General features: G+C 59.5%; 18 protein-coding genes, 1 tRNA gene and 1 rRNA gene. 12 read left to right on the top strand and 8 right to left on the bottom strand.

Annotation, left to right across the window (positions count from 1 at the left end):
- Together rrf and ACB042_RS15260 are read left to right on the top strand one after the other, a co-directional pair.
- Nucleotides 1-103 (top strand): 5S ribosomal RNA (gene rrf / locus ACB042_RS15255); the annotation flags it as partial.
- 97 nt (nt 104-200) lie between these two features.
- Nucleotides 201-277 (top strand) — tRNA-Asp (locus tag ACB042_RS15260).
- A gap of 479 nt (nt 278-756) precedes the next feature.
- Here the strand turns inward: ACB042_RS15260 and ACB042_RS15265 are convergent.
- Together ACB042_RS15265 and fabR are read right to left on the bottom strand one after the other, a co-directional pair.
- Complete coding sequence (locus ACB042_RS15265) at nt 757-1,122, bottom strand: YijD family membrane protein (protein WP_371178673.1); 366 nt, start codon at nt 1,120-1,122, stop codon at nt 757-759.
- Nucleotides 1,123-1,141: 19 nt separating this feature from the next.
- Complete coding sequence (fabR, locus tag ACB042_RS15270) at nt 1,142-1,762, bottom strand: HTH-type transcriptional repressor FabR (RefSeq protein WP_005339921.1); 621 nt, start codon at nt 1,760-1,762, stop codon at nt 1,142-1,144.
- Between the two features lie 147 nt (nt 1,763-1,909).
- Between fabR and ACB042_RS15275 the strand changes: the two genes are divergently transcribed.
- Nucleotides 1,910-3,028, top strand: coding sequence for a fatty acid desaturase (locus ACB042_RS15275; RefSeq protein WP_144715965.1), 1,119 nt, complete (start codon nt 1,910-1,912; stop codon nt 3,026-3,028).
- An 81-nt stretch (nt 3,029-3,109) separates the two neighbouring features.
- Here the strand turns inward: ACB042_RS15275 and ACB042_RS15280 are convergent, their stop codons facing one another.
- Nucleotides 3,110-3,265: a hypothetical protein gene (locus ACB042_RS15280; protein ID WP_005348505.1), complete on the bottom strand. Its 156-nt coding sequence runs from the start codon at nt 3,263-3,265 to the stop codon at nt 3,110-3,112.
- Nucleotides 3,266-3,440: 175 nt separating this feature from the next.
- Here ACB042_RS15280 and ACB042_RS15285 point away from each other — a divergent pair, with 175 nt between their 5' ends.
- Entirely contained in the window at nt 3,441-4,067 is a 627-nt protein-coding gene (locus ACB042_RS15285; RefSeq protein WP_005348507.1) for a lysoplasmalogenase, read from the top strand.
- Nucleotides 4,068-4,144: 77 nt separating this feature from the next.
- Here the strand turns inward: ACB042_RS15285 and ACB042_RS15290 are convergent, their stop codons facing one another.
- Nucleotides 4,145-5,698 (bottom strand): DHA2 family efflux MFS transporter permease subunit, encoded by a 1,554-nt coding sequence (locus ACB042_RS15290; RefSeq protein ID WP_371178674.1) that lies wholly within the window; start codon nt 5,696-5,698, stop codon nt 4,145-4,147.
- Nucleotides 5,698-6,750: an HlyD family secretion protein gene (locus ACB042_RS15295; protein WP_005357630.1), complete on the bottom strand. Its 1,053-nt coding sequence runs from the start codon at nt 6,748-6,750 to the stop codon at nt 5,698-5,700. Before ACB042_RS15295 ends, ACB042_RS15290 begins: the two co-directional genes overlap by 1 nt.
- Before the next feature lie 96 nt (nt 6,751-6,846).
- Between ACB042_RS15295 and ACB042_RS15300 the strand changes: the two genes are divergently transcribed.
- Together ACB042_RS15300 and ACB042_RS15305 are read left to right on the top strand one after the other, a co-directional pair.
- The gene (locus ACB042_RS15300) at nt 6,847-7,749 is read left to right on the top strand and encodes a LysR family transcriptional regulator (protein WP_157161571.1); all 903 of its coding nucleotides are present in this window, start codon (nt 6,847-6,849) and stop codon (nt 7,747-7,749) included.
- 9 nt (nt 7,750-7,758) lie between these two features.
- A complete protein-coding gene (locus ACB042_RS15305) occupies nt 7,759-8,073 on the top strand; it encodes a DUF2007 domain-containing protein (protein ID WP_005339933.1) in 315 nt (104 codons plus the stop codon).
- Nucleotides 8,074-8,084: 11 nt separating this feature from the next.
- On the opposite strand, the gene ACB042_RS15310 is transcribed toward ACB042_RS15305, so the two are convergent.
- A complete protein-coding gene (locus ACB042_RS15310) occupies nt 8,085-9,368 on the bottom strand; it encodes a dicarboxylate/amino acid:cation symporter (protein ID WP_005357632.1) in 1,284 nt (427 codons plus the stop codon).
- 209 nt (nt 9,369-9,577) lie between these two features.
- On the opposite strand from ACB042_RS15310, the gene ACB042_RS15315 reads away from it, so the two are divergent.
- Both ACB042_RS15315 and ACB042_RS15320 read left to right on the top strand, forming a co-directional pair.
- Entirely contained in the window at nt 9,578-9,823 is a 246-nt protein-coding gene (locus ACB042_RS15315) for a YecH family metal-binding protein (RefSeq protein WP_005357633.1), read from the top strand.
- Nucleotides 9,824-9,922: 99 nt separating this feature from the next.
- Nucleotides 9,923-10,522, top strand: coding sequence for a YhgN family NAAT transporter (locus ACB042_RS15320; RefSeq protein ID WP_013724175.1), 600 nt, complete (start codon nt 9,923-9,925; stop codon nt 10,520-10,522).
- 76 nt (nt 10,523-10,598) lie between these two features.
- Here the strand turns inward: ACB042_RS15320 and ACB042_RS15325 are convergent, their stop codons facing one another.
- The gene (locus tag ACB042_RS15325; RefSeq protein ID WP_005357635.1) at nt 10,599-11,567 is read right to left on the bottom strand and encodes a LysR family transcriptional regulator; all 969 of its coding nucleotides are present in this window, start codon (nt 11,565-11,567) and stop codon (nt 10,599-10,601) included.
- Nucleotides 11,568-11,843: 276 nt separating this feature from the next.
- Between ACB042_RS15325 and tatA the strand changes: the two genes are divergently transcribed.
- The 3 genes from tatA (at nt 11,844) to ACB042_RS15340 (ending at nt 13,975) form a co-directional block, all read left to right on the top strand.
- Complete coding sequence (gene tatA, locus ACB042_RS15330) at nt 11,844-12,005, top strand: twin-arginine translocase TatA/TatE family subunit (RefSeq protein WP_201905994.1); 162 nt, start codon at nt 11,844-11,846, stop codon at nt 12,003-12,005.
- Between the two features lie 16 nt (nt 12,006-12,021).
- Nucleotides 12,022-12,324, top strand: a complete 303-nt coding sequence (locus ACB042_RS15335) for a YfcZ/YiiS family protein (protein WP_005339945.1) — start codon at nt 12,022-12,024, stop codon at nt 12,322-12,324.
- 229 nt (nt 12,325-12,553) lie between these two features.
- On the top strand, nt 12,554-13,975 hold the full coding sequence (locus ACB042_RS15340) for a lytic transglycosylase F (protein WP_021231555.1): 1,422 nt from the start codon (nt 12,554-12,556) through the stop codon (nt 13,973-13,975).
- On the opposite strand, the gene ACB042_RS15345 is transcribed toward ACB042_RS15340, so the two are convergent.
- Nucleotides 13,953-14,129, bottom strand: coding sequence for a hypothetical protein (locus ACB042_RS15345; protein ID WP_005339947.1), 177 nt, complete (start codon nt 14,127-14,129; stop codon nt 13,953-13,955). The genes ACB042_RS15340 and ACB042_RS15345 overlap by 23 nt on opposite strands.
- A 73-nt stretch (nt 14,130-14,202) precedes the next feature.
- Here ACB042_RS15345 and ACB042_RS15350 point away from each other — a divergent pair, with 73 nt between their 5' ends.
- Entirely contained in the window at nt 14,203-15,456 is a 1,254-nt protein-coding gene (locus tag ACB042_RS15350) for a phosphatidylserine/phosphatidylglycerophosphate/cardiolipin synthase family protein (protein ID WP_247823814.1), read from the top strand.
- The last annotated feature ends 63 nt before the right edge of the window (nt 15,457-15,519 follow it).

The raw sequence follows: 15,519 nt of genomic DNA on the forward strand, positions 1-15,519 counted from the left end.
AGCGCCGTGGAACCACCTGATCCCATGCCGAACTCAGAAGTGAAACGCGGTAGCGCCGATGGTAGTGTGGCATTCGCCATGCGAGAGTAGGACACTGCCAGGCACCCAATTAAACAGCGATGTGAAGAATCACGTCACTGGCTGCGAGGATGACACCTCAGAAGAAGCAGCAAATGATTTAGCGCAAGCTAACCGAATGCGGAGCGGTAGTTCAGTCGGTTAGAATACCGGCCTGTCACGCCGGGGGTCGCGGGTTCGAGTCCCGTCCGCTCCGCCACTAATATGAAGGCCTTCCCGAATTGGAAGGCCTTTTTGCTATGGGCGGTTTTGTCCATAAGACCCACAGGTTTGCATACCAGAACGAATACAAAAGCCCGGCTTCACGACCGGGCTTTTGTATTTTTAGTGCGTTATATCGCCAATGTCAGGCTTTTACCTGTCGGAAGAATGGCCAGATAGCCGATTATTTCCACCATTTTCGGGCTATATCCGAGCCCTATCAGTTTCATTCACAGCAATTTGAACGACTCTGCAGGTGGTCAAATCAGCCTTCTGCCGCCTGCTGACTACAGGGCAGTTTCATATTGACCACCCCCTCTTCCATTTGCACATCGATCTTGAAGCCCAGCAGCTTGGCTAGGTTGGGAATACCGAGATTGCCGTATTAATCAGGTATCGCTCAAGCAAATAGGCCTTCCCGACGGGAAGGCCTATTTGCTTTATCTATCAGCTGATTACCATCACTAGGTCGATTTATCAGCGCTTCTCTTTGTTGCCAATGCTCAGGCCGAGCTTGATGGAGAGGGCCGCCAGTAACAGCAGCATCATGACCAGGGAGAAGAAGTTGCTGCCAAGCTCCGGGTATTGCACCTTGAGCAGCGCGGAGTGGCCGAAGACACCGATAAAGAAGCAAAGCAGGGTGCAGATGGGGGTGTTGCCCACCATAGGTTCATGGCGATAGTGCTGGAACAGCTGATAGGCCGCCAGCCAGAGGGCAATCAGCGGGAAGAAGGAGAAAGGCACGACCGAGTTGGTCAGCACGGCCAGAGAGGCATCGCCACAGATACCAATCAGCATGGCCATGGCGAGCGGTTTTTTCGGAATCATAAGCTGTTCAGTCATATCGTTCTCCATCCTGTGGTCATGGGTGAGGTTCACGGCGCTTCTGGTTTTGTACCTCGGCGCCCATGGCGATCATCCGCAGTTGGCGAATTGTTCGGTCGGAGAGTGCACGGCACTCTTCGCTGGTCATGTCGAGTGCATCGGCACCGGCACTGAAGACGATGGTGACCATGGCTTCTGCCTGGATGTAGGCATCTTCCCGTGGTGCTTCTGTGGTGGCTTCCAGATAATCGGTCAGCTCTGCGATAAAGTGCTGGATTTCGCGAGCCACCGCCTGACGAAAGGCGGCCGAGGTGCCGGAGCGTTCCCGCAGCAGTAGCCGGAAGATGTTGGGGTTGTTCTCGACGAACTCCATAAAGGTCTGCACCGAGGTGCTGATGACACTGCCACCACCGGCAATGCGCTGGCGTGCCTGTCGCATCAGTTGGCGCAGGGTAAGACCTCCTTCGTCAACCAGGGTCAGGCCCAGTTCCTCCATATCGCGAAAGTGGCGATAGAAAGAGGTAGGAGCGATACCCGCTTCACGAGCGACTTCCCGCAGGCTGAGATTGGAGAAACTCCGATTGGCGCACAGTTGGCTGAATGCAGCATCGATCAATGTACGCCGAGTTTTTTCTTTTTGTTGAGCGCGAATACCCACGAAATCAGTCACCTTCAGCTTATTGAGGCCAAATGATAACCCGAAGGCGCCTCAGGATCAGGTTTGTATCCTACTTTTTTACCATTGACCGTGAGGAAATCACCATAGAAAATGGCTAACAGCTGTTCGCTGAAAGGATGCAATGAGATGGCCAGACCTCCCATTATTTTGACCAATACCCTTCTGTTTTCCCTCTCCGGGATAGTGGCGTTGATTGTCGTACCCTGGTACGGCATGAGCCACGGTTACGATTTCTGGCAGTGGGCCAGTTTCCTGTTGTTGTTCTGCCTGAGTGGTTTCTCCATCACCGCAGGCTATCACCGGCTCTGGTCGCACAAGGCTTACAAGGCGCACCCCGCTTTGCAGTGGTTATTTGCCATCGGCGGTGCGTTGGCGCTGCAGAATTCTGCCCTGCACTGGTCGGCCGATCACCGCCGTCACCATCGTCATGTGGATGACAACGATAAAGACCCCTACAGCGCGGGGCGCGGTTTCTGGTATTCCCACATCGGCTGGATGCTGCGGGAGCATCAGGGAGATCGCTATGGCGATTACAATAATGTGCGTGACCTGCAGAACAACCCGGTGGTCGCGTTTCAGCACCGTAACTATCTGACGCTGGCGCTCGCGGCCAATCTGGGGCTGCCGCTGCTGCTCGGCCTGTGGCACGGGGATATGCTCGGCATGTTGCTGTTGGCAGGCGTGCTGAGAATGGTGATGACTCACCACACCACCTTCTTCATCAATTCGCTGGCCCACATCTGGGGCAGTCAGCCCTATACCGACCGCAATACCGCTCGCGATAACGGCATCCTGGCTTTTTTCACCTTTGGCGAGGGGTACCACAACTTTCACCACCTGTTCGAGAATGACTACCGTAATGGCATTCACTGGTGGCAGTTCGATCCGACCAAGTGGTTGATCCGGCTCGCCTCCTGGTGCGGTCTGGCGGGAGATCTCAGATCTTCGCCGGAGGAGCGTATCGAGCAGGCCCGGCTGCAGATGCAGCTGAAACGGGCACAAGCCAAGTTGCGCAAGCAGGAAGATCTAGAACTGTGGCAGGCGCTGCTGCAGGAGGAGTACGACAAGCTGAGCCAGCAGTTGCAACACTATTATGCCAGTCGTAAGCGGCTGCTGGAGCTGCGCAAGCGCAAGGCGCTGGCGCGCTATGACCGTCTCAAGCTGCAACTGGAGTACCGGGCCCTGCGGGACGGCTTCATCGCTGGTAAACGCAACTGGAGTCGCCTGCTGGCAGGCATTGCATGATGCCTTGCCGAGGTATCACACAGACTAAAAGAGAAGACCGCCTGCTGGCGGTCTTCTCTTTGGTATGCATGTTTGAACGGGCTAGTTGGCTTGGCTCTGCTGTTGCTGCAACTGATCCAGTGCCTGTTGCTCCTGCTGGCTAAGACCCAGTTGTTCACAGGCCTGCTCAAAGCTGATCCCCAGATGGCACATCATGATATCGATGGCGGGCAGATAGTTCTTCATAGCTTCTTCCATGGTGATCCTCCAGACCCGTCACTTATGCCCTGAACTACTCGGGGCGGCAATTAGACTTTAGGCTTAGCCTGCCCATTTGATCAGCACCCCTGCCACTGGGGGAGGGAATTTGTTACCCTGCACCATGATAAAAACGGTTGCCGTATGACTGCGAGCAACAGGTGAGGAGCAGGGCATGTTATTGAGTTTCTTGATCATCGCTTCAGGTTGGTGGCACATCCGTGCTGCCTACGGTTCAGACAGCCGCCAGTTCTATATCAGCAAGCCGCTGACCATGCTGCTTATCATCGCGTTAGCGTTCGGCTACCAGAGTTATGACCACGACGGTTCACACGCCTGGATCCTGCTCGGCCTTTGTCTCTCGCTGGCGGGCGATGTGCTGCTGATGCTGCCAAGCGATCGCTTCATTCAGGGGTTGGCGGCATTTCTTGTCGCGCATCTCTGCTATATCGTCGGTTTTGCCCAAGGACCATTGCTGCTCAATCTGGTGGATGGTTTGCTGCTGTTGCTGATCGCCGGCATGGTATTCGGCCTGCTGTGGGGCAAGCTGGGGGAGATGCGGATCCCGGTCTTCTGCTACATGCTGGTGATCATCGGCATGGCCTGGGTGGCCGCAGGTGCCTGGCACGCCTCTCTCACTGCTGGTTCGGCCGCCGCTCTGGTGGGGGCGCTGATGTTCCTCTTCTCCGACAGCATGCTGGCGCTCGATCGCTTCCGTCGCCCCTTTCCCCACGCCCGCGCCTGGGTGATGAGCAGCTACTTCGCAGCGCAATTCCTGATTGCAGGGTCGCTGGCGGGATAACGTCTTCTGGTTGAGTGCAGGTAACAGATAACGAAAAACGGGCATTAGCCCGTTTTTCGTTTTATGCCCGGCGTTTTTCACGCCTCTAGCGGTTCGGCATCCGCTGCCCGTGGGGTGGGGGATTTGAGCAACAACATCAGGCCGCTGGCGATCAGCAGGAAGATCCCCATGATGTAGAACACCTGGTTGTAGGCCATGATGGCCGCTTCCCGGTTGATGGTATTGGCCAGCATGGCGTGGGCTTGCTGCTGGGCAATCTCGGGACCTGAACCCTGCGCCATCATGCTCTGGGCCAGCTGCAGCAGATAGCTCTGCCCCTCGATACTGCTGGCGGCCAGAGTGCTGCCAATCTGCAGCACATGGGTGCGGGTATCGTTGTCGAGCATGGTCGCGATGATGGCGATACCGAACGCACCACCCAGGTTGCGCAGCACGTTGAGCAGGGTCGAGGAGGAGGGGATCTCGTCGTGGCTCAGGCTGGCGGTGGCGACCAGGGAGAGCGGCACCATGATGAAGGGCTGTCCCAGCGCTCGCACGATGAGCGAATGGATCAGCTGCGGCCCGGCGTAGTCGGCACTCATGTTGACGTTCATAAAGCAGCTGACGGCGAAGATCAGGAAGCCGAAACTCACCAGATAGCGCGGGTCTATCTTGTGGGTCAGTTTGGGCACCAGCGGCAGCACCAGCAGTTGCGGTAGTCCCATCCACATCAGGACTTCGCCGATTTCCAGCGCGTTGTAGTTGTGGATCTGGGTCATGTAGAGCGGCAGCACATAGATAGATCCCATCAACGCCATGCCGAGGATCAGATAGGCGAAGCAGGCCAGCGCGAAGCGCGGGTTGTGCAGCAGCCGCAGATTGACCAGCGGGTGACGGCGGATCAGCTGGCTGATGACGAAGAACACCAGCGCCACCGCCGAAATGACTGCCAGTCGCACGATGAAGCTTGAGCCGAACCAGTCTTCCCGGTTGCCCTCTTCCAGTACCACCTCCAGCAAGCCGAGGCCAAGCGCCATGGTGACGATGCCGATGAGGTCTACCCGCTTGATCACGGCCCAGTCCACCGGTTTTTTATCCAGCCCGTGGGCCAGCATGGCCATCACCAGCAATCCTGGCGGCACGTTGAGATAGAAGATGTAGTGCCACGACATCTGCTCGGTGAGCCAGCCACCGAGGGTCGGGCCGATGGCGGGGGCGAAGGTGGCGCAGAGGCCAAAAAGCGCCATGCCGGTGGCCCGCTTCTGTAGCGGCAACAGGGTGACGATGAGGGAAAAGGCCATCGGGATCAGCGCCCCGCCAGTGAAGCCTTGCAGCGCCCGGAAGACGATCATGCTGGTGAGGTTCCAGCTGAACGAGCAGAGTACGGAGGCAGCGATAAAGGCGCCGGTGGTCCAGAGCAGGTAACGGCGCACACTCAACCCCCGGCTCAACCAGCCGCTCAGGGGGATGGCGATCATCTCCGCCACCAGATAGGAGGTGGAGATCCAGGAGCTCTCGCTCAGGGTGGCCGACAGGGCCCCCTGAATGTCCTTCAGGGAGGCATTGGTGATCTGGATATCGAGGATGGCCATGAAGGCGCCGATAAGGCCCCCCATGACCGCGATCCAGTTGCGACGAGGAATGGGTTCCATCAGTTGGCAGCCACCACGGGATCAGGAGTGCGGGTATCCACGATCACTTCGGTGGAGAGACCCGGCAGCAGCTTGCCTGCCAGCGGGCCCGGCTCGGGGATGCGGATCTTCACCGGTACCCGCTGCACGATTTTGGTGAAGTTGCCGGTGGCATTTTCCGGCGGCAGCAGGGCGAACTTGGCGCCAGTCGCCGGGGCCAGGCTGTCGATGATCCCCTCGACCGGTTGATCCGGGTAGGCATCGAGTACCACTTCGACCTTCTGGCCCGGCTGCATATGAGCGAGCTGGGTCTCCTTGAAGTTGGCCTCTACCCACACCTGCTGCAGCGGCACCAGGCTGGCGACCTGCATGCCGGACTGGACGTAGAGCCCCTCCCGCAGGCTGCGCTTGCCGATGATGCCATCGGCCGGTGCCCGCAGCTCGGTATAACCTAGCTCCAGCTTGGCCTGCTCCAGTTGTGCTTCGCTCAATGCCAGCTTGGCCAGATTCTGTTTGCGCTCGGCATCCAGTACCAGCAGTCGCTCACGGGCCGCCTGCAGGGCGGCTTGGGCCTCCCGGGCTTGCGCCTGATTGACCTGCAGGCCGGCACGCACCTCGTCCAGACTGTCTTGCGAGCTGTAGTGGCGCTGGTTGAGCTGACTGATCCGGTTGACCTGCTGGCTGGCGCGCAGCTGTTCGGCCTTGGCGGAGGCGACCTTGGCCTCGGCTTGCTGGATCAGGCTCAGTTGTTGGGTGCGGGTGGCGGCCAGATTTTCGGCCGTCGCCTGATTGAGGCGCAGGTCGGCTTCGGCCTCCGCGACCCTGGTTTTGTATTCGCGATCATCGAGACGGGCGATCAGTTGGCCCGCTTTGACTGGCTGGTTGTCGGTGACCAGCACTTCGCGGATATAGCCGGGCAGCTTGGAGCTGATCCCGGTCACTTCACTTTGCAGATAGGCGTTGTCGGTGCTTTCAAAATAGCGGCCGTGAAGATACCAGTAACCGGCGAACAGCAGACCGAGCAGCGCCAATATCATGGCTGCCAGCAGGGGAATTTTTTTGTGTTGACTCATTTTTGTGATTCCTGAACTTAAGGGGCGCAGGCTAACACTGGTCAACTGTTTCGATTAGTATTGGTTCACGAGATATACAGTTTCACTGGTGCAACAATGGATCTCAATGCCGCGTTAATTCTGGTGCGTATCGTCGACAAGGGCTCGTTTACGGGGGCCGCCCGCGAGCTGGGGATGACCAAGGCGATGGTCAGCCGCCGCATCGCCGAACTGGAACAGCGGCTCGGAGTGCGTCTGCTCTATCGCTCCACCCGTCAGCTCACTTTGACTGAGGAGGGGGAGAAGTACTACCTGCACTGCAGCAAGGCGGTCGATGCCCTGACCGAAGCCGAGCTGATGCTGAGCGCCAGCCAGCAGGAGGTGACCGGCACCCTCAAACTGGCGGTGCCCATCGAGACGGGGCAACTGGTGGTCGGGCGCTTGGTCGCCAAGTTTTTGCAGGCCTATCCCGCCCTGCAGGTGGAGCTGGAGCTGACCAACCGGGTGGTGGACCCCATCAGCGAAGGGCTGGATGCGGTGGTGCGGATTGGCGACATGAGCGACTCCAATCTGGCGGCGCGCCGACTCTGGAGCACCGGGAGGCTGCTCTGTGCCAGCCCGGACTATCTGGCCCGCAGCCCGGTCATTGAGCGGCCGGAGGATCTGGCTAACCTCGAGCGGGTGACGGTAAGCAGCGGGTTTCTCGCCTCTCACTGGTGCTTCGAGCTGGATGGCAGAGAGGTGCTGGTTGACCCCCCATCCCGTTTTCGGGTCAATAATATTACCTGTGCCCGGGAGGCGGCGAAGGCGGGGCTGGGGTTGGCCTCGTTACCCGCTATGCTCTGTCAGGATGAGCTTGCCAGCGGCGAATTGGTGATCCTGCTGCCAGAGTGGCAGCAACCCAGGGTGCCGATTTATTTGCTGTTTCCGGAGCGGCAACTGATGCCGCGCAAGTTGCGGGCCTTCATCGATTTCATGATTGAGAACGGCGCCGAGTTTGGCATCGACAAGTTGTTGTAAGGGGGAGCTATGGATAACTGGATCAATCTCTATCGCGCCTCACACACCCTGGAGGCGCACGCGTTGAAAGGGGCGCTGGAGGCGGAAGGGGTGCTGGTGCGCCTCAATGGCGAGGGGCTGTCTGGCGCCCTTGGCGAGCTGCCGGTCGACATGTTGCAGGTGACCCTGATGGTGCGGGCCGAGGATCGCAGCAAGGCAGGAAGGGTCATCGAGCGTTACCAGCAGCGCCAGGGTAACGGCTGGCTGTGCGGTCAGTGCGGGGAGGAGAACGGCGCCAACTTCGACGTCTGCTGGCGCTGTCATCACGATCCCCACGACAGCTGATCTCTCTTCCGCTAGCGCGGCGGGAACTCGATATCTTCCCCTGCGCTGGCATCGTGATAGGTCGCCAGATCCAGTTCGTTTTCGCTGCGGGCGATCAGCACCGACACCAGAATATCCCCCGAAACATTGACCGTGGTGCGCGCCATGTCGAGGATCCGGTCAATGCCCGCAATCAGTGCCACCCCTTCCAGCGGCAAGCCCACCGCCGTCAGGGTCAGGGTCAGCAGCATCAGCCCGGTGCCTGGGGTGCCTGCGGTGCCGATACTGGCCAGGGTGGCGATGCTGATGATGGTCAGGTAATCGACCATGTGCAGATCCACACCGAATGCCTGGGCTACGAACAGCGCAGTCACTCCCTGATAGAGGGCGGTGCCATCCATGTTGATGGTGGCGCCGATGGGCAGCACCTTGGCGGTGATGGCGGGGGAGACTCCCAGCCGCTTCTCGGCGCAGGCCAGACTGATGGGCAGGGTGGAGTTGCTGGAGCTGCTGGTAAACGCAACCGCCTGGGCGTCAACGATGCTCTTGAAGTAGTGCAGTGGATTGAGCCGTGCCAGCAGGAGCAGCAGGGTGCTGTAGACCCCGAGCACGTGCAGCAGGCAGCCGAGGTAGACGGCGCCGATCACCTTGAGCAGCGGTAGCAGCAGGTCGAGGCCGTACTTGCCGGTCATCCAGGCCATCAGGGCGCAGACACCGTAAGGGGCGAGCGCCATCACCATCTGGGTCAGCTTGAACATCCCCTCGGCCAGCGAGGTGAAGAAGAGGATAGCGGGGCGGCCACGGCGACCGCTGGCATTGAGGGCGACCGCCAGCGCCACCGCAAAGACGATCACTTGCAGGATCTTGCCATCCACCATCGCCTGTACCGGGTTACTCGGCACCAGATGGCTCAGCACGCTGGCCAGGGTGGGTGGTTCCGACATACCGACCCGCTCATAGGGGCCCATGTCGGCACCCATGCCGGGTTCCAGCAGCCAGCCCATCATCAGGCCGATGCAGATGGCGATGGCGGTCGAACAGAAGTAGAGACAGATCGCCTTGCTGCCGATGCGATCGAGGGCCTTGCCCTTGAGCAGCGAGGTGAGACCGGCGATGACCGAGCAGAAAATGAGGGGCACCATCAGCATCTGGATGGTGTTGACGAACAGGACGCCAAGGGGCTTGAGCAACAGGGCTTGCTCTTCAAAGCCGACGCCCAGACCCACCCCTGTCAGCATGCCGATCAGGGTCTTGAGCCAGAGTGGTCGGCGGGTCCAGATCTGCCAGGGCTTGAGAGCCTCTCCATGGAACAGCATGACGCCAATATCCTTATACATTGTCTGCGATGGCCAAAAAGGGGCGCTAGTGTAGCGATCCCTGACGCGGGTTGCCACATTATCGACAAAGCGGTGGCGGTGACCACTCCCCTGACCAGGAAATGCGCAATTTATTGGCCTATATCAAGATCCCTCCGGGCGTGGAGATATTTAATTGGCATTAAATATGTTTATTATTGAGGTGAGAGATGTCGCAATCGGTTCATGGTCACGAAGTGATGGAGATGATGTTGGCACAAGGGGGGCAATTTACCCGTGCCAGCCTGAAGCAGGCGATGGCCGAGCGGTTCGGTGCCGAGGCCCGTTTTCATACCTGCAGCGCCAGCGAGATGGATGCAGAAGCGCTGATCGACTTTCTGGCCGCCCGTGGCAAATTCATCGACTCGGCCGAGGGTTTTCAGACCCGCGCCGACAAGATCTGCAACCACGGTTAATCCCGCTGCGAGCGCATCATGGCGCTCGCTCAATTCTTCGCCCTTTGCTATATTTCGCCCCCTCTCTTTTCCCTATTCAGGGCGTAGCCCGGGCGTTGTATGGATACTTTCTCTGCCGCAGTCATGCTGTTTCTGATCATGGACCCGCTGGGCAACCTGCCGGTCTTCCTCTCTATCCTGCGTCATATCGATCCCAAGCGACGTCGCAAGGTGATGGTGCGCGAGTTGCTCTTCTCGCTGGCCATCATGATGCTGTTCCTGTTCGTCGGTCAGCAGATCCTCGGCTTCCTCAACCTGCGGCAGGAGGCGGTCAGCATTGCGGGGGGCATTATCCTGTTCCTGATCGCCATCAAGATGATCTTCCCGAGTGAGGGGGGCGTGACCGGGCTGGCGGCGGGCGAGGAGCCCTTCCTGGTGCCGATGGCGATCCCGATGATTGCCGGCCCCTCGATCCTCGCCTCTTTGATGCTGCTGGCCAATCAGGAGCCGACCCGGATGGTGGACTGGTCGCTGGCACTCTTTCTGGCCTGGGCTGCCAGCGCGGTGATCCTGATGTTCTACGAGGTATTCAACAAACTGTTGGGTGAGCGGGGACTCACTGCGGTGGAGCGGCTGATGGGGATGCTGCTGGTGATGATCTCGGTTCAGATGTTGCTGGACGGGGTACATCACTATCTGGCGGTGACAGGCCAGGGCTGAGTGATTTACATCTTGAAGTGAATGAAACGGGGCTACGCAGAGCCCCGTTCTTTTTTCCTACCGAGAGGACGTGCCGTCACCCGTGAGTGGTCGCTGCAGGTTCCAGTTTGCTCATGATGAGGGACAGCAGCAGCTCCCGCAGCCAGCGGTGGCCCGGATCCTCGCTGTGACGCTGATGCCAGATGAGCAGATGGGAGATGCTGTCCAGCCCGATGGGCAGCGGCAGCTGTAACAGCGGATAGACCTGGGTGGCGTGGCGGGCGTAGAGCCGGGATAGCGTCACTATCATGTCGGAGTGCATCCCCATCCGCAGCGCCGCCTCGAAGGAGGGCACGGTTGCCTCGATACGCCGGTAGAGATCCTGCTCTGCCAGCTTGTGATCCAGCATCCAGCGGTCCCGCCCCTCGCAGTAAGTCTGCACATGGGGATAGCTGAGGTAGTGCTCCAGATTCCAGTTGGGCTCCCGCAGCGCGGGGTGGTGTTGCTGCACCAGACAGGTGAGATCATCGACCGCCAGCACTCGCTGACAGATGCTGTCGGGCAGGGTATCGAGCCGATAATCGGAGCTGATGCAGTTCTCCCGCACCGCGAAGGCGATGTCCACCTGTCCCTGACTCATCTCGGTCAGACTGTTCTCGGTCCACTCCTCGTAACGCAAGCGGATCCTTGGTGCCTGCCGCTTCAGCTCGCTCAGATAGAGCGGGGCAAACAGGGTGAAGGCGCTGTCCATGCTGGCGATGACGAACTCTCGCTCCGAGCTGGCGGGGTCGAACTCGGGCGGCTGGATCAGGTTATCCAGCGACAGCAGGATGGGTTGCAACTGCTGTTGCAGCGCAAGGGCGCGGCCGGTGGGTTCCAGCCCGTAGGCAGAGCGGATGAAGAGGGGATCATTGAAGGTATCGCGCAGACGGCCAAGGGCTTTACTGACCGCGGACTGGCTCAGATGAAGGCGGCGTGCCGCCTTGCTGCCGTTGCGCTCTTCCAGCAGTACCTGCAGGATAATCAGCAAATTGAGGTCGATGCGACCCAGTTGTTCCAGCAGCATGATATGAATCCTCTTCAATTCTAAGATGAATTTATACCATTTGTTTTCATATCTTGGCGATCTTATCCTCGAATGGTCTCAGGTTCGCATGAACCACTGGTACAGGATGTAGCGGTTGAGGGGACATGTAGCACAATCAATATGGCGACCTCAGGGTCGCCCTATTTTTTGGCTATGATTTATTTGCTCACTTGCACCTGCCTTGATTTTGCCCAACAATCCCTGCGCTCTATTTTGATACAAGTAACAGATATCTCTTTGTGAGGGAGTATCCCTATGGGACTCGGTGGAATTCATATCTGGCATATGTTGATCCTCTTGCTGGTCGTTGTGCTGGTTTTCGGCAGCAAGCGTCTTGCCAGTGCAGGTGAGGATCTGGGTACCGCCATCAAAGATTTTCGCAAGGCGATGCGTGACGACACAAATCATCCGAAATAAGCAGTAGGAGTAGAAAATGTCTGTAGACGAGAAAGTTGAACTGAACGAAACCTGTGACAGCTGTGGCTGTTTTGCCGAGATCGGCACCATCATCGGCGAAGGCGACGATGTGATGGATCTGGTTATTGAAGCCGCTGCCGAGGCTGATGCCCGCGCCAAGCTGGCTGCCTATGAAGCGCTGGCCAAACAGGTCACTGCCGAAGCTCAAGTGAGCAGCGAATTGACCCAGGGCGCCAACGGCGTGATCCTGAAAGCCCGCCTGCAATTCACCTGCACCGCCGAAAAACTGATTTTCGAAATGCGGGCCCGCTCTATCTGAGTTGTCTGATAACGCGGCAGGTTTGCCTGCCGTGTTGACCCTTCTGCTGTGGGTCGGCGTTCTATAGTTACTCTATCCCACAGACGTTTTTGCCCGGCGCGAGTCGGCCAACAGAAGGCGCAAACATCATGACGCAGCGATGGATCTCTGCCCCCAATCCCACCCTCTATCGTGATCCGTGCTGCCAACAGGCAGCAGGCGTGACCTCAGCACAGGGGCAGCCATCGTGATGCGACGCTGGATCTGGGCTCTGCTGGCCCTCTGCTGTTTTCCCCTGCTCGCGGCTGAACTCAAGCCACAGCGTCTGCCCCAACCCGGTGACCTCGAAAGCATTCTGCAAAAGCGCGAACTCAGGGCTCTGGTGGTCTATGAGCGCGGCTTCTACTTTCTCGATCGCGGCGCCCAGTACGGCATTCTGGTCAATCAGCTGCAAGGGTTCGAGCGCTGGCTGAACAAGACCTATCTCGCCAAAGAGAAGGTCAAACTCAAGGTGGTCTACATCCCGGTGCGGCAGGACAAGCTGCTGGACTATCTGACCGAGGGGCGCGGCGATCTGGTGGCGGCGACCATGACGGTGACCCCGACCCGGCGTGAACAGGTGGCCTTCTCCCGGCCGCTCATCTCTTCCATCGAGGAGTGGGTGGTGAGCCAGCAGAGCCTGCCCGCCTTCAGCCGCATTACCCAGCTCTCCGGCAGGCGGGTCTGGGTGCGCGCCAGCTCCAGCTACTACGAGAGTCTGCGCCAGCTCAACTGGCTGTTTCGCGAATTGGGGCTGCCCCCCGTCTATATCGAGACGGTGCCCGAATATCTACAGGATGGCGATCTGCTGGAGATGGTGGCCGCTGGCATTATTCCCCTGACGGTGACCGACAGCTACAAGGGGAGGATCTGGCTGGGTGGCATGATCTCCGGCCTCAAGGCCCACAAGTTGATCCCCCTGCGCAGCAACGGCACCAGTGCCTGGGCGCTGCGCAAGAACAGCCCCGAGCTGCTCAAGGCGGTCAATGGTTATCTGGCGAGTGTCAGCCGCAACAGCCTTTACAGTGACATGACCCTGCGCCGGTTGCTGGTTCGCAGCGATCAGATGAGCAATATCCTGGCGCCGGATCCTATGGGGCGCCTCGCGACCATTCGCAAGGTGCTGGAGAAGTACGCCAATCAATACGATCTCGACTGGCTGATGCTGGCGGCGCTTGGCTACAAGGAGTCCGGCCTCAATCCCAAGGCGCGCTCGCCCAAGGGGGCCGTGGGCCTCATGCAGCTGCTGCCCAGTACGGGGCGGGAAGTCGGCATTAACGGTGCTAGACTCACCACGCTGGAGGGCAATGTGGAGGCCGCCTGCCGCTACATGCGGTTGATCCTCGATACCTACTTCAATGATCCCAAGCTGGATCGGCTCAACCGCCACCTGTTTGCCCTCGCCGCCTACAACGCCGGGCCAAACCGGGTGCAGGCGCTGCGAGGCAAGGCGGAGAAGCTGGGGCTCGATCCCAACGTCTGGTTCGGCAACGTGGATCAGCTGGTGGCCAACGAAGTCGGACAGGGGCCGATCAACTATGTCGGCACCATCTACAAGTACTACGTGGCCTATCGTTTCAGCCTGCCCCAGATCGAGGGCAAGGCTGCCGCTATCGAAGCGGCTCAGCCCTGAGCCGGTTGACCGGCAGGGTCGCCTGCACGGTCGGCAATTGCCAGCCACCGTCCCTGTGTTGCAAAAACCAGTGAGCAGGGCCGGTGGCCGGGATGAGATCTGGCTGGCTGAGCTGGCCCAGATAGCGCAACATCGGGGTATCATGCAGTTCCATCAGCAACTCCTTTTGAATATGTGAAGAGGCTCGCCAGCGTTATGACACCCGGCCATGACAGCAGGATGACACCATGATCCCCGGATCCTTTGCCCTGATCGACGATCCCCTGCTGGCGCTCAAGGTGCGCTGCCACTGGATCCGTCATGCCCGCGAGCGGATCCAGGCGCAGTACTACAGCTGGGAAGAGGACAGCAGCGGCAAGCTGCTGCTGAGCGAGCTGCTCCACGCCGCTCGGCGCGGCGTCAAGGTGCAGCTGCTGGTGGATGATCTCTATGCCGGTGACAACCGCTTTCTGGAAATGGTGGCTCACTACCCGGGGATCGAGGTGCGGCTGTTCAACCCCTTCTGGCTGCGGGGCTGGCGCCCGCTGTCACTGCTGCTGGAGGGGCTGCTCAGCTTTCGCCGCATCAACCACCGGATGCACAACAAGCTGCTGCTGGTGGATGGTAAGCTGGCGCTGATCGGCGGGCGCAACATCGGCGATCGCTACTTCGGTCTGGATCCGCAAGCTCCCTTCGTGGATCTCGATCTCGTCTGTCAGGGGGGCCTGTGTCAGCAGATGGCGCAGGGGTTCGAGCAGTTCTGGCACAGCCGCTGGAGTCATCCCATCCGCCATCTGCTGCGCCGCGAGCTGCTGCCCGCCGAAATAGAGGTGGTCAACGACTTCTTGTTCACCATGACGGATCCGGCGGTGGCCACGGTCTACGATCTGCCTGCGGCGCTGTTTGACGAGCGCGATTTGCCGCTGCAGTGGCATGAAGGGCGGGCCGAGGTGTGGTTCGACCGTCCCGGCAAGGGGCTGATCTCCCGTCCCACCACCGCCCGTCAGCTCTGGCGCCAGCTGGATGACAATCCCGGCTCGCTGGGGTTGGTGACCCCTTACCTCATCCTGACCCGCGGGTTCCGGCACCGTCTGGCGCGGCTGCGCCAGCAGGGGATCGCCATCGACATTCTCACCAACTCGCTGGCCAGCACCGATGTGCCACTGGTCTATGGTGCCTATCAGCGTTATCTCGGCTGGTTGCTGCGCCAAGGGATCCGGGTCGCCGAGTTTGACCATGGCCACGGCAGCCTGCACGCCAAGTTGATCCTGCTGGGGGAGGAGCGGGCGCTGTTCGGCAGCCTCAACCTCGATCCTCGCTCACTCTTTCTCAATACCGAACTGATGCTGCATCTGCACTGCCCGCCGATCTGCGAGGCGCTGCGAACCTGGCTGGCTCACTGGCAGGAGCAGGCGGGTGGATTGCCGCGCAAACCCGAAGGGTGGTCAAGGCGACTGATAGCCCGCCTTAGCGACTGGTTGCCCCTGCGCCGTTGGCTGTGAGGCGGCCATTTTTTGTGCGAGATCTCGCAAAGCCTTGTAAGCCATTGCTGATGCCCTTTGCGG

It is taken from the genome of Aeromonas sp. S13(2024), from assembly GCF_041402405.1.
In the GTDB taxonomy this organism is placed as follows: Bacteria; Pseudomonadota; Gammaproteobacteria; order Enterobacterales; family Aeromonadaceae; genus Aeromonas; species Aeromonas veronii.

Coding starts and splice junctions, on each gene's coding strand:
- ACB042_RS15265 (WP_371178673.1), bottom strand. CDS start 1,122: ATGACTGAACAGCTTATGATTCCGAAAAAACCGCTCGCCATGGCCATG.
- ACB042_RS15275 (WP_144715965.1), top strand. CDS start 1,910: ATGGCCAGACCTCCCATTATTTTGACCAATACCCTTCTGTTTTCCCTC.
- ACB042_RS15280 (WP_005348505.1), bottom strand. CDS start 3,265: ATGGAAGAAGCTATGAAGAACTATCTGCCCGCCATCGATATCATGATG.
- ACB042_RS15285 (WP_005348507.1), top strand. CDS start 3,441: ATGTTATTGAGTTTCTTGATCATCGCTTCAGGTTGGTGGCACATCCGT.
- ACB042_RS15290 (WP_371178674.1), bottom strand. CDS start 5,698: ATGGAACCCATTCCTCGTCGCAACTGGATCGCGGTCATGGGGGGCCTT.
- ACB042_RS15295 (WP_005357630.1), bottom strand. CDS start 6,750: ATGAGTCAACACAAAAAAATTCCCCTGCTGGCAGCCATGATATTGGCG.
- ACB042_RS15300 (WP_157161571.1), top strand. CDS start 6,847: ATGGATCTCAATGCCGCGTTAATTCTGGTGCGTATCGTCGACAAGGGC.
- ACB042_RS15305 (WP_005339933.1), top strand. CDS start 7,759: ATGGATAACTGGATCAATCTCTATCGCGCCTCACACACCCTGGAGGCG.
- ACB042_RS15310 (WP_005357632.1), bottom strand. CDS start 9,368: ATGCTGTTCCATGGAGAGGCTCTCAAGCCCTGGCAGATCTGGACCCGC.
- ACB042_RS15315 (WP_005357633.1), top strand. CDS start 9,578: ATGTCGCAATCGGTTCATGGTCACGAAGTGATGGAGATGATGTTGGCA.
- ACB042_RS15320 (WP_013724175.1), top strand. CDS start 9,923: ATGGATACTTTCTCTGCCGCAGTCATGCTGTTTCTGATCATGGACCCG.
- ACB042_RS15325 (WP_005357635.1), bottom strand. CDS start 11,567: ATGCTGCTGGAACAACTGGGTCGCATCGACCTCAATTTGCTGATTATC.
- tatA (WP_201905994.1), top strand. CDS start 11,844: ATGGGACTCGGTGGAATTCATATCTGGCATATGTTGATCCTCTTGCTG.
- ACB042_RS15335 (WP_005339945.1), top strand. CDS start 12,022: ATGTCTGTAGACGAGAAAGTTGAACTGAACGAAACCTGTGACAGCTGT.
- ACB042_RS15340 (WP_021231555.1), top strand. CDS start 12,554: ATGCGACGCTGGATCTGGGCTCTGCTGGCCCTCTGCTGTTTTCCCCTG.
- ACB042_RS15345 (WP_005339947.1), bottom strand. CDS start 14,129: ATGGAACTGCATGATACCCCGATGTTGCGCTATCTGGGCCAGCTCAGC.
- ACB042_RS15350 (WP_247823814.1), top strand. CDS start 14,203: ATGATCCCCGGATCCTTTGCCCTGATCGACGATCCCCTGCTGGCGCTC.